This is a genomic window from Thalassospira sp. (assembly GCF_030690045.1).
Classification (GTDB): domain Bacteria; phylum Pseudomonadota; class Alphaproteobacteria; order Rhodospirillales; family Thalassospiraceae; genus Thalassospira.
Genome location: NZ_JAUYHK010000022.1, coordinates 137701 through 149547 on the forward strand (window position 1 = coordinate 137701; position 11847 = coordinate 149547).

Here is an 11847-nt window from a genome sequence, read left to right on the forward strand (position 1 = left end):
CGGGATTCCCTGAAAAGGATTAAAAAATATCGGGTTCGCCTGCGGTCTTGCCAAATTCCGGCAACAGGAAATCAAAATCGCAGCCTTCATTGGCCTGGGTCACATGTTTGCCAAACAACCAGCCATAACCGCGCTCATACCGGGGTTCGGGCGCTTTCCATGCCGCCCGGCGGGCTTCAATTTCGGCCTCGGGCACCAGCATATCGAGCCTGCGATTTGGCAGGTCCAACCGCACTCTGTCCCCGTTTTTCAAAAGCGCAAGCGGCCCGCCAATATAGGATTCTGGTGCCACATGCAGAACACAGGCCCCATAGGATGTCCCCGACATCCGGGCATCGGAAATGCGCAACATATCGCGATGGCCCTGTTTGATCAGAGCCTTGGGAATCGGCAACATACCCCATTCCGGCATCCCCGGCCCGCCCAGCGGCCCGGCATTGCGCAACACCATCACATGATCGGGCGTGACATCCAGATTTTCGTCATCGACGGCTTTTTTCATCTCGGGATAACTGTCAAAGACCAAAGCCGGGCCTTCATGCACCCAAAACCGTTCATCGCAGGCCGCCGGTTTGATCACCGCGCCATCCGGGCACAGATTGCCGCGCAACACCGCCAGCGATCCTTCATGATACACCGGATTCGAAAGCGGGCGGATCACATCATCATTATAAACCTGCGCCCCTTCAAGGGTTTCGCCCAGCGATTTTCCCGTCACCGTGACGGCCGCAAGATCAAGCCGGTCGCCCAGTTGCGCCATCAGGGCGCGTAACCCCCCGGCATAAAAGAAATCCTCCATCAGATAATCGCCCTTGCCCGATGGCCGGACATTGGCAATCAGCGGCGTAGACCGGCCCAGCGCGTCCAGTTCGTCCAGCGTCAGATTGACCCCGGCGCGTTTCGCCATCGCCAGCAAATGAATGACCGCATTGGTCGAACAGCCGGTCGCCATCGCCACAATCGCCGCATTGCGCGCACTGGCCGGGGTGACGATCAGATCCGGAGTCAAATTTTCCCACACCATATCGACAATGCGCCGCCCGCAATTGGTTGACATGCGCATATGCCCGGCATCGGCCGCCGGAATGGACGATGCCCCGGGCAGGCACAGGCCCAGTGCCTCGGCAATCGCGGTCATGGTGGATGCGGTGCCCATGGTCATGCAGGTGCCATAGGACCGCGCAATACCGCCTTCAACCCCCAGCCATTCCGCATCGCTGATATTTCCGGCCCGGCGTTCGTCCCAGTATTTCCAGGCATCCGACCCGGACCCCAGAATTTTACCGGCATAATTGCCGCGCAACATCGGCCCGGCAGGCAGATAAATCATCGGCACCCCGGCCGACAAGGCCCCCATCACCAGCCCCGGCGTGGTTTTATCGCACCCGCCCATCAACACCACCCCGTCCAGCGGATGGGACCGGATCATTTCCTCGGTCTCCATCGCCAAAAGATTGCGATACAGCATCGATGTCGGCTTGGTGAATGTTTCATCCACCGAAATCGCCGGCAGTTCGACCGGGAAACCACCCGCCTGATGCACCCCTTTTTTGACATCGGCGGCCCGTTCGCGGAAATGGGCGTGGCAGGGATTAAGTTCCGACCAGGTGTTCAAAACACCAATCACCGGGCGGCCTTCCCAATCCTGAGGATCAAGGCCCATCTGCATCAATCGCGAACGATGGCCGAAACTGCGCAAATCATCGGGCGCAAACCAGCGCGCACTACGCAAATCATCGACGTTTTTTTTCATTTGTCGGCTCAAGATCGTCTCTCCCTGATGTGCACGCCATCGGCTCCTCTCTGCCAAAAGGTATGCGCAAACATACACCACTTATGATATTTTATTACAAGTTAAATATCATATTTTTTGCCATTTTTTTAAATTTTTATCGCTTGTGTTGACAAGATAAAATCAAGATGTCATAAATTTATGTATGCGCATACATAAAAACTGCCCCAAGAACAAACTCACAAATCAAATCGCATGCATCACGGCAGATACCCCTTCTTGATCGGGTCTGCGGTGCAGGGGCAAACACCGATATAAAACATGTCATTAGGGAGGAAATAATGACCGGATTTTTCAAAACCCTTGCCGCTGCGGCGAGTTTTGCCGCACTTGTTGCAACGCCGACCCTTTCCAGTGCACAGGAACTGCCGGGCAATGTCCGTCTTGTCATTGGCTCGACATCAACGGGTGGTGATACCTATCAAAACAGTGCGATTGTGGCCGAAGCACTGGCCGAACATCTTGATATCAACATAAAAGTGGACGCCGTGGGTGTCAGCGAAGCCTTCAAGGCCCTGAACCGGGATTCGCGCGGCTCGACCATTATGATTTTCCACGATCAGTCCTATCTTGGTCATCTGTATGGTGTTCGGGGTTACGATGACATTTTTGAAACCTACAAAGTCGGTCCGACCGTTGCGATCAATCCCGGAAATGCCTATCTCGTGGCGAAAAATGGACCGTTTCAGTCGATGGAAGACATCATCGCAGCGGCCAGTGCCGGTCAACGCATCCGCGTTGCCATCCAGCCTGGCGGTGTTTCGGAAATCGGATTCTCGGCCCTTAAAAATGCAGTCCGCATCGCCCATCCAGGGGCCGAAGAAAACATCGTCGCCGTCAATACCGGCTCGCAGGCTGATAAAAATCAGGTGTTGTTTGACGGACAGGCCGAGGTAATCAACGGATCTGTACAAGCCAACGAACAATTCACCCGACTGCCGCAAGACGATCAGAAAGCCATGCGGTTTGTCTGGCTAACCGCCGCCAAGGAAACCATTGCACAGGCCAATCCCGAAGGACTGGGCGATACGCCGCGCGATGAAATGCTGGCCTATGTCACCCCGAATGTCAGTGTCACAATGGATGGCGCAGAGGATTTCGTCTTCGATAAGGAATTCTTTTTCCTGTATAACAAGGACATGGACCCGGCGATCGTTGAACAGATCGACACCGCCCTTGCCGAAATCTTTGCCGCAGGCAAAATTCAGGAAACACAGAAAGCTTCTTTCTTTATTCCGGATTTCAAACCTTCTGCCGAAGCAGCAACCTATCTAAAGGCAAAACGGGACGATTACCGTCAGATCATTGATGCGATCTCCGCCCAATAACCTCTCTCATGCGGCCCGGTTATAGCATAATCGGGCCGCATTCTCTGGCGGCCCGCCCTGTTTCCCTTTGTCGGTCCGTCAAAGCGAAAACGGAGATCGTCCCATGTCTTTTTCCTCGCTGCTGGATGTCTCGATTGATTTCGATACATCCCACCTTGTTTTCCCGACCCTGATTGCGGCTGTATTGGTGATTTTGCTGGTAGCGATCGCCGCAACAAACTGGCGCGTCATTGTTTCGGCTGTTGGTGCAACACCGACATGGCCCGCCGGTATCGATCACATGCGGTTCTTTGGTACCCTGATTGCCACGGTGATTTATTTTATCGCAATGCCCGCGGTTGGCAATTTGTATCCCAATACCGGCCTTGGATTTTACATCTGTTCTATCGTCTATCTGTTTGGTCTTGGTGCTTTGTATCTGCACAAACGTGACCGCAGGCACCTGACGATTGTCACGCTGAATGCGCTGATCGCGCCCAGTCTGGTCTGGTTTATCCTGTCTGAAATATTCAACCTGTCGCTGCCCTGAGCGCGCATTGTTGCGAAAGTCACGTCATGGAACTTTTCGACATCCTGACTCCGCTGTTTTTCATCCTGATTGTCGTCGGCACTGTGATCGGCATCATTTTTGGTGCCATTCCGGGAATGACGGCAACGATGGCAGTTGCCGTCTGCCTGCCCCTGACCTATTCTCTGGGCCTTGAAAATGGTCTGGCCCTGCTATTGGGTCTTTATGTCGGTGGCATATCGGGCGGCCTTGTTCCGGCAATTCTGATCAACATTCCCGGCACGCCATCATCGTTGACGACCACATTCGACGGTTATCCGATGACCTTGCGCGGCGAGGGCGAAAACGCCCTTAAAATCGGCATTGTTTCATCTCTGGTCGGTGGGTTGATCAGCCTTGCCATCCTGTATTTTTTCGCTCCGACGCTGGCAGATTTTGCCATCAAATTTTCCTATGTCGAAAAATTCCTGATCATCTTTTTCGCCCTCACCGTGATGGCCGCACTGAGCAGCAATATGCTTGTCGGTATTTTCAGCGGGATTCTGGGTATTTTCATCAGCCTGATCGGAACTTACGACATCTCCGACGGTGGCAATGGCGAATACCGGCTGCTGTTTGATTTCATGGTGCCCTATCTCGATAGCGGCTTTTCATTACTGCCGGTCCTGATTGGCATTTTTGGTCTTTCGGCGATCCTGATCGAGGCCGAACACGGCATGCCCGCCGGACAGGGATTGTCCGGCGTCAAATTGCCAAAGGGCAAACCCTTCAAATTTTCGGTTTTCAGGGGGCAGTCTGTCAATTTGTGCCGTTCGTCGCTGATTGGCACCTTTGTCGGTATCCTGCCCGGCGTCGGCGGCAGTGCGGCATCGATCCTTTCCTATAGTCAGGAAAAGCATTTTTCAAAAAATCCCGAAGAATTCGGAAAAGGCGCACCGTCCGGGGTTATTGCATCGGAAAGCGCCAATAACGGCCTGACCGGCGGGGCACTGGTGCCGCTGCTGTCACTTGGCATTCCCGGGGATTCGACCACCGCCATCCTGATCGGTGCTTTTACCCTGCAAGGGATTCAGGTTGGCCCGTTGTTCATCGGCAATAATCCGGTGACATGGGATGTCATCATCATTGCAATGCTGGCCGCCAATATCGTCATGTTTCTGATCATGATGTTTGCCATCCGCCATCTGGTCAAAGTCGTCAGCGTCCCCAAACATGTGCTGTTTCCCGTGATCCTGATGATGTGTGTGGTCGGTGCCTATACCATCAATTACGGCATCATGTTTGATGTCTGGACCTTGCTGATCTTTGGGGTGTTTGGGTACCTCGCCCATAAAATCCGGCTTGAAATTGCCCCCTTCATCATTGGCTTCATTCTCGGCCCGTCGGCAGAAATATATTTTGTCAAAAGCCTCGAATCCTTTGGCACATTGTCGATCTTCTTTACCAAAAGCTGGATTGCCGGTGTGTTGTGGCTGCTGATCATCATGTCCATCGCTTTTTCGATCGCCCTTTCGCGGCGAAACAAAGGACACGGACAGGCCTGAATATGACAGTTATTGCCCCACCCCATGGCGTAGGGTAATAACTGTCAATACCCTGCCACAACGAGAATTCTGCCGTGCCCAAAGCACCCAAACATCGCGATCCCGACACCAGAAAAGACCAAACCGGCGGGACCATTACGATGGAAACGGTAGGGCGCCTTGCCGGTGTCTCGCAGGTGACGGTATCGCGCGCGCTCAACAACCCCAAAAAGGTTTCACCGCAAACGCTGAAACGTATTCAGGACGCCATTGCCGTTACCGGTTATGTGCCCAATCTTGTGGCCGGGGCACTGGCATCCCGGCGCAGCCATTTGGTTGCCGCCCTTGTACCCTCCATCACCAACATCGTTTATTCTGGATTGATGAAACATTTCATCGATGTGATCCGGGCGTCGGGTTATCATGTCCTGATGTCGGAAACCGGCTTTTCGCAGGAAGAAGAACAGGCGATTGTCGCCGCCCTGCTCAGCCGTCGTCCCGATGGCCTGCTTCTAACCGGAATCCATCATTCCGCCGGGACGCGACGCATGTTGTTAAGTGCAGGCATTCCCGTGGTCGAAATATGGGATATTACCGACACACCGGTCGATATCTGCATCGGATTTTCGCACATAAAAGCCGGGCATGATGTTGCGGATTTTGCCCGGATGCGCGGTTATCACCGCGCTGCGGCTGTGGCTGCCAACGACGAACGCGCCTTGCGCCGCAAGGATGCCTTTTGCGCCCGGTTTTCCGAACTGACCAAAACAGACGTGCCTGAAATCTGTCTGGATAGCGCGGCTTCGATCAGTCGTGGCCGCGAAGCGCTTGCCCGGCTGGTCGCTCAGGGTTTCGACAAGGGTGTTATTTTTTGCAGTTCGGATTTGCTGGCGCACGGCATCATAATTGAAGCACAGTCGCGCCACCTGAATGTCCCGCAAGACATCGCCGTTATCGGTTTTGGCGATCAGGATTTCTCGGCCCACACATTGCCACCCATCACAACCGTCCATGTTGATCGTGAAATACTTGGGGCGCGCGCCGCAGATGCCCTGCTGTCGCGGATGAATGGTAATGATGCCAACATACGATGCATTGATGTCGGCTTTGAAATTATCGCCCGGGACTCAGCCTGATCCTTTAATGTCGCAACATCCCGAAAGGAAACCCCGATGACGGTGACAATCTATCACAATCCGCGCTGTTCCAAATCGCGCCAGACCCTGGACCTGATCCGGGAACAGGGGATTTCCCCGACCGTGATTGATTATCTTGCCACCCCGCCATCCGCAGCCGACCTTGCCGATATCCTGCGTAAACTGGGCAAACAGCCCGAAGATATCCTGCGCCGCAAGGAAGCCCGCGAAGAAGGCATTGACGGGCTTTCAGGTGATGCCCTGATCGCCGCCCTTGCCGCCCATCCCCGCGCCATCGAACGGCCGATTGTCGTCAATGGCAACAAGGCGGCCCTTGGCCGCCCGCCTGAAAATGTTCTGGCGATTCTGTAAACCGGAAAATCGCCGGTTAGCTCAGATAATCAAACAGCGACAGTCCCTGCACCTTGGCGACGGCGGAATAGGATGCTTCAAGCTGGATCGACAGGGTTTCCAGCGATACCAGGGCTTCGGCCACATCCACTTCGGCCATCCCCGACACAATGCCCTCGGCGGTCAGTTGAAAATCGGTATGCATGTCGATGACGGTGTCCAATTGATTGGAGGTGGTAGACATTTGGGTTTGCATATCGCCAATCCCGATAACCGCCGTTTCAAGCAGGCCATAGGCCTCGTTCAGGGCGGCTTCATCAACCGGGCTGCTGGAGGCATTGACGACAAGATTCAAGGCCCGCAACGCCTGTTCAAACGGTTCCATATCCGCCGTCAGGCCATATTCGATTTTTGTGCCATCCGCGATTTTGGCCGATGCAACGTCACTATTGCCCGTGTAATACGACGTATCGGTTGTTGAGGGCGACGTAATCGCCGCATAATCGGCCGGATCAACCGAAACCGGGGCGGCGTTGGTTGCACTGCCCGCATAAAGATACCGGTCTTCATATTCGGTATTGAGAAGGGCCGCAAAACTGTCCAGGGCGGTTTGCGCCTCGTCGGTAATGCCATAGGCCGTGTCCGAACCGCTGCTGATCGCCGCCGAAATATTGGCCATCATGTCGCCAAGAATATCCACCATGCTGTTTAGCGTGTCGTAATACATATCAACACGGCCCTGCACGGTTTCGGCAACCTTTGTGTATGCTGCGGCTTCGGATATTTCCGCCGACAGGTTTGCCAGAACATAGGATGTATCGGCGACACCGGTATAATTGTCCGATTTCATGCCGGTAACCGATTGTGTCGAGGCCTGATTAAGCTGTGTCTGAACACTGCGCATCTGCGTCAGCAGGGATTGCTGTACTGCGGCGGTGGAAACTCTCATGATATCACCTGCTTACCTGACCATTTCCAACAATGTGTCCATCATGGACTGGGTAATTTCAAGGATCGCCGCTGCCGCCTCATAGGCACTTTCAAGATTGCTGAGCGACAGGGCTTCTTCATCGACATTGACGCCATACTGGTTGCTGAAACTTTCCACCAGTTCGCCAAAGGCGCTGGTGGCAACACTTGCCTTTGTTTCAACATCCGATGCCTGCCGGGCAATATCCGACAGGATTTCAGACGCATAATCCGACAGGCTGGTCGTCGTGCTGCCCAGCCCGCCTGCCGCATCAAAACCGATATTTTCATCAAACAACCCGGCAAGGGCTTCGGCCACATCCGCACTGCCCGATGAAATGACACTGTCCCCGACCGCAAGTGCCGCATCATCCGATCCCGATCCGGTCGGCATCAGGCCGGGGTCTGCAAGCCATGCGGCATTAACGGAAATCGTGCCTGCCGATGTGCCTGAAAACATGTCGTTCAATCCGAAATAATCGGAAAATCCCTGTTGATCCGCCCCCACGACGGCATCCATATTTACAATCGAAATACCGTAATCATCATTGCTGCTGGCGATGGTCAGGGTGCCGTCGGCATTCAGGGTGGCGGTCATATTGGCCGACCCGTTGATCTCGTCCATCAGGTCCTGAACCGTCGCAATGGTTGACAGGTCAATTTCCAGAATTTCCTGTGCCGTCCCGCTGTCATCCGTTGCAACCAGCCGCACCGTGCCGGTGCCCGCAAACGCATCGGTCGCCGCCAGACTTGCCGCCGATGTCAGTTCGGACGCCCCCGGATAACTGGTCCCAAGATTGGTAATCGCATTGATGCTGTCGGCCAGGGTGACGGCAAGATTGTTCAACTCATCCTGAATAGCCGGCAGGGTTTCATCGCGCAGATCAATCAAACCGCCCAGTTGCCCCCCGGAAATCTGATCGGTTATTGATGTGCCATTCACCGTAATGTCGCCAAATACAGTGTCTTCCGTCACCAGTGCCGTCGCGTCATATTCCAGTTCCTGAACCTGGCTTCCAACCACCAAAGTCCCGCCCAGATAAATCTGGGTCTGGTTGTTGGAATTCGTGAAATAAGTCACGTCGGCAAGTTCCGAAAGATTCTGGATCGCCTGATTGCGGGCATCGGTCAGTTCGCTTTCGCTCATTGACCCGCTGGCAACGCCGGTCAACTGATCGTTATAGGATTGGATCTGATGCAACAGTGAATTGATCTGATCGACGGTTTCCTCAATGGTTTGATCGGCCTGGGCGCGTTGATCCTGAACGGTTTCCGACAGGGTATTCAGACTGTTGGCAATATCCCCGGCATCGGCCAGCGCCACCGCCGCCGCCGACTGGCTTTCCGGACTGGCCGCCAGCGAGGCAATGGACGTTTCCAGATCGGAAATCAGGGTTGTCAGGGCATCATCCTCGCCCACCGTTCCCAGCGCATTGGCCACCATTGCCAAAGGATCGGTGAAGACCTCCGCATAACCGGCATCACTGGCCGCCGCATTGATCGATTTCAGCAGATAGGTGTCCACCGTTGATCCGGTCGCACTGACGCTGACACCGGTTGTTGCCCCCGAACTGACATTGGTGGTCAGGGTCTGGCTTTTGGCGGTGTAACCGTCAACCGACGCATTGGCGATATTGTTCGACGACACGGCAATGCCGGACTGGCTTGCCTGAAGCGAACTTAACGCAGCAGATTGTGCGGCACGGATCGACATGATGTCTGCTTTCCGAAAGACAGTTAAGGGGCTTAAAGTTTAAGATTGAGGATCATCTGCGAAAAGGAATTGACCAGATCCCCGTCGCGATCATAGCCAATCGAACTTTCGGGTCGCGTTGCCATCCAGCCCGCCCGAAGACGTTGCAAACAGGCATCGCGTTTGGCCATCAGGCGGACATTGTTCCGGTGCAATTTTGCCTGCAAGTCGCGGATCATCTGCATTTCGGCAATTTCGACATCCGGTGTGCGGACGGTATCGACAATCCGGTCATTGCGCATCCGGATCTGAAGCTGCTTTTGCAATTCGTTCTTTTCTGCCGTGATATCGGCCAACAGATGATATTGCGCCAGATCGAGAATCCGCCATTCAACATCCAGCAAGGTATCAAGACGTTTGAGAATTGCGGCAGCAGTTTCAGGTTCTCTGGTTTGTGCCTGTGTCATGTCCCGTTCCCCTAGTTCATGGCCGAAATCAAGGTCTGATACATATCGTCGGTGGTCGAAACCACCTGTGCCGCCGCCGAATAGGCCTGCTGCGCGATGATCATTTTGGAAAATTCGGTGGTGGTATCGACGGTGGAACTTTCAAGCGAATAGGCCGAAATATCGCCGGTTCCGCCATCACCGGGGGTATTGAGCACATAACTCCCCGAGGTGTTGCTTTCCTTGTAGATCGTATCGCTATAGGAAATCAGGCCATCGGCATTCGAGAAATCCGCCAGAACAAGCTGATAGATCGGACGCGATTCGCCATTTTCAAATGTCACCGAAATCACGCCTTCCGATGAAATGGTGACCGATTCAACTTCGCTGTAATTGCTGCCATTTTTTGAGACAGAATACAGCGTCATGTCACCGTCACTGTCTTTTGACGCCGCTTGCTGCAAACCGTCGGTATCGCCTGCGGTGCCCAGATCATTGGTGATCGTGCTGTCATTCGCACCGGTCGTCCATCCGCTGATCGTCAGGGTCGAATTCGCGGTAACATCCGTCCCCCCGGCATCGGTGATGGCCGACAGATTGCCATCCCCGTCAAAGGTAATGGTCAACGGCCCGCCCGACGATGTGCCGGTCACGGTTGTTCCGTCCGATGTCAGAACCGGGTCGCCATATTCAAGCTCCCACTCATTGACCGCAGTTTTGGTGTAAGTATAGGTGACCGTATGGCTGGTTCCCAGCGAGTCAAAAATTTCAACTTCAACCGAAAAATCATCCCCGATTTCAGCATCGGCAGGCAAATTGGCCACCATGCCGACCTCGGTTGTTGCTTCGGCCATGCCGGTCATTTCATCAAGATCAATGGTCGTCAGCGCGGCGGTACTGGTTGGCACCGTACCGCCGACAGGGTCGCCATTGGCGTCGAGTTCATATCCCATCAGGTAATAGCCGGAACTGTTCACCAGCACCCCGTTGGCATCGGTTTCAAAATCACCGGCACGGGTGTAATAGACATCCCCGTTGGCCGCCGTAACGACAAAAAAACCATCCCCGGAAATCGCCAGACTGGTCGATGAAGAATCCGACTCGATCAGGCCCTGCGCACTGATATTGGACAGGGTTGTGGTCGTCACACCGTTTGAATAACCCTGGGTGGTCGAACCGGGCGTAGTCACCAGCGAGGAAAATGCCGTCGAACCCGACTTGTAGCCGGTGGTGCCGCTATTGCTGATATTGCCGGAAATAACGCCCAGCGACGTCGATTGGGCCGACAGACCCAGAACGGCCGAATTAAGTGCGCTTGAAAGGCTCATGACCCTAATCCTTCATCTCAGGAAACGGTTTTGGTGCCCTGGACATCGGACATGCCGACATCGACACCATTGACATAAAGAACGGCTTCATCGCCCGTCAGGTCGATTGCCGAAACGGTGCCCGTCATCAGGATTTCCGAGGAAACGGCATTGCCATCATCATCCGTCGCACTGACCGACAGGGTATAAGTCCCCGACGTTACCGTCGTGCCGTCGCTGGTCACCCCGTCCCAGACAAAATTATTGCTGCCTTCGGCCCCGGTGGTGGTGGTTTCATAGACCACATTGCCATCGTCATCGGAAACTTGCAGGGTGACGGACTGGGCATCGTCCTCAAGGACGAAATACCATTCCGCCTCACCGTCTTCATAAGGTGCGGTATCGCCAATCGCGACAATATCGGTGCCAAGATAGGCCTGGGCGGCGGAATCATCGACCACCCCCTGCAAGGCCAGCAGCGACGTGGACAAATCCGAAAGCAGGGCATTATTCTGTTCAGACAGTTCAAGCTGCTGAAAGGAAACAAGCTGGCTGGTGATTTCCGACGTATCTTCGGGATCGGTGGGATCCTGATTTTGCAACTGGGTCAGCAACAACGTCATATAGGTCTCGTAGGTCGAGGTCGTATCGTCGCTGCTTGTCGTTGTGCTGCCCGTCGAAGACGATGACGTGGCAGACGTAAGGCTGTCATATGTCAGGCCGCTGAGGTAACTCATCATCGCCTCCGTGAAATGAACGGTTAAAAAACCCGATTGTTCATTTCACGGCTGACC

The 11847-nt window shown here is 54.4% G+C and carries 11 protein-coding genes; 5 read left to right on the forward strand and 6 right to left on the reverse strand.

Annotated features, from left to right (window positions below):
* Positions 1-19: 19 nt before the first annotated feature.
* Positions 20-1753, reverse strand: a complete 1734-nt coding sequence (gene araD, locus Q8O73_RS19665; RefSeq protein ID WP_305559909.1) for an L-arabinonate dehydratase — start codon at positions 1751-1753, stop codon at positions 20-22.
* 320 nt (positions 1754-2073) lie between these two features.
* Here araD and Q8O73_RS19670 point away from each other — a divergent pair, with 320 nt between their 5' ends.
* The 5 genes from Q8O73_RS19670 (at position 2074) to arsC (ending at position 6659) form a co-directional block, all read left to right on the forward strand.
* The gene (locus Q8O73_RS19670) at positions 2074-3120 is read left to right on the forward strand and encodes a hypothetical protein (RefSeq protein WP_305559910.1); all 1047 of its coding nucleotides are present in this window, start codon (positions 2074-2076) and stop codon (positions 3118-3120) included.
* A 103-nt stretch (positions 3121-3223) separates the two neighbouring features.
* Positions 3224-3649 carry a tripartite tricarboxylate transporter TctB family protein gene (locus Q8O73_RS19675; protein WP_305559911.1) on the forward strand — a complete coding sequence of 142 codons (426 nt, stop codon included), beginning with the start codon at positions 3224-3226 and terminating at the stop codon, positions 3647-3649.
* A gap of 26 nt (positions 3650-3675) precedes the next feature.
* Entirely contained in the window at positions 3676-5172 is a 1497-nt protein-coding gene (locus Q8O73_RS19680; RefSeq protein WP_305559912.1) for a tripartite tricarboxylate transporter permease, read from the forward strand.
* A gap of 140 nt (positions 5173-5312) precedes the next feature.
* Positions 5313-6287, forward strand: coding sequence for a LacI family DNA-binding transcriptional regulator (locus Q8O73_RS19685; protein ID WP_305559913.1), 975 nt, complete (start codon positions 5313-5315; stop codon positions 6285-6287).
* Positions 6288-6323: 36 nt separating this feature from the next.
* The gene (gene arsC, locus Q8O73_RS19690) at positions 6324-6659 is read left to right on the forward strand and encodes an arsenate reductase (glutaredoxin) (RefSeq protein WP_305559914.1); all 336 of its coding nucleotides are present in this window, start codon (positions 6324-6326) and stop codon (positions 6657-6659) included.
* A gap of 16 nt (positions 6660-6675) precedes the next feature.
* On the opposite strand, the gene Q8O73_RS19695 is transcribed toward arsC, so the two are convergent.
* Genes Q8O73_RS19695 through Q8O73_RS19715 form a run of 5 tightly spaced genes read right to left on the reverse strand, consistent with a single transcriptional unit; the run spans position 6676 to position 11790 of the window.
* Positions 6676-7587, reverse strand: a complete 912-nt coding sequence (locus Q8O73_RS19695; protein ID WP_305559915.1) for a flagellin — start codon at positions 7585-7587, stop codon at positions 6676-6678.
* Positions 7588-7599: 12 nt separating this feature from the next.
* Positions 7600-9321, reverse strand: a complete 1722-nt coding sequence (gene flgK, locus Q8O73_RS19700; RefSeq protein WP_305559916.1) for a flagellar hook-associated protein FlgK — start codon at positions 9319-9321, stop codon at positions 7600-7602.
* Positions 9322-9353: 32 nt separating this feature from the next.
* Positions 9354-9767 (reverse strand): hypothetical protein, encoded by a 414-nt coding sequence (locus Q8O73_RS19705; RefSeq protein ID WP_305559917.1) that lies wholly within the window; start codon positions 9765-9767, stop codon positions 9354-9356.
* Positions 9768-9778: 11 nt separating this feature from the next.
* Positions 9779-11074, reverse strand: a complete 1296-nt coding sequence (flgE, locus tag Q8O73_RS19710) for a flagellar hook protein FlgE (RefSeq protein ID WP_305559918.1) — start codon at positions 11072-11074, stop codon at positions 9779-9781.
* A 17-nt stretch (positions 11075-11091) separates the two neighbouring features.
* Positions 11092-11790 carry a flagellar hook assembly protein FlgD gene (locus Q8O73_RS19715; protein WP_305559919.1) on the reverse strand — a complete coding sequence of 233 codons (699 nt, stop codon included), beginning with the start codon at positions 11788-11790 and terminating at the stop codon, positions 11092-11094.
* Between the last annotated feature and the right edge of the window lie 57 nt (positions 11791-11847).

Bases quoted from the DNA above. Each gene is read 5' to 3' on its own strand.
- Q8O73_RS19670 (WP_305559910.1), top strand. From the start codon at position 2,074: ATGACCGGATTTTTCAAAACCCTTGCCGCTGCGGCGAGTTTTGCCGCA.
- Q8O73_RS19675 (WP_305559911.1), top strand. From the start codon at position 3,224: ATGTCTTTTTCCTCGCTGCTGGATGTCTCGATTGATTTCGATACATCC.
- araD (WP_305559909.1), bottom strand. From the start codon at position 1,753: ATGAAAAAAAACGTCGATGATTTGCGTAGTGCGCGCTGGTTTGCGCCC.
- Q8O73_RS19705 (WP_305559917.1), bottom strand. From the start codon at position 9,767: ATGACACAGGCACAAACCAGAGAACCTGAAACTGCTGCCGCAATTCTC.
- Q8O73_RS19685 (WP_305559913.1), top strand. From the start codon at position 5,313: ATGGAAACGGTAGGGCGCCTTGCCGGTGTCTCGCAGGTGACGGTATCG.
- flgK (WP_305559916.1), bottom strand. From the start codon at position 9,321: ATGTCGATCCGTGCCGCACAATCTGCTGCGTTAAGTTCGCTTCAGGCA.
- Q8O73_RS19680 (WP_305559912.1), top strand. From the start codon at position 3,676: ATGGAACTTTTCGACATCCTGACTCCGCTGTTTTTCATCCTGATTGTC.
- Q8O73_RS19715 (WP_305559919.1), bottom strand. From the start codon at position 11,790: ATGAGTTACCTCAGCGGCCTGACATATGACAGCCTTACGTCTGCCACG.
- flgE (WP_305559918.1), bottom strand. From the start codon at position 11,074: ATGAGCCTTTCAAGCGCACTTAATTCGGCCGTTCTGGGTCTGTCGGCC.
- Q8O73_RS19695 (WP_305559915.1), bottom strand. From the start codon at position 7,587: ATGAGAGTTTCCACCGCCGCAGTACAGCAATCCCTGCTGACGCAGATG.
- arsC (WP_305559914.1), top strand. From the start codon at position 6,324: ATGACGGTGACAATCTATCACAATCCGCGCTGTTCCAAATCGCGCCAG.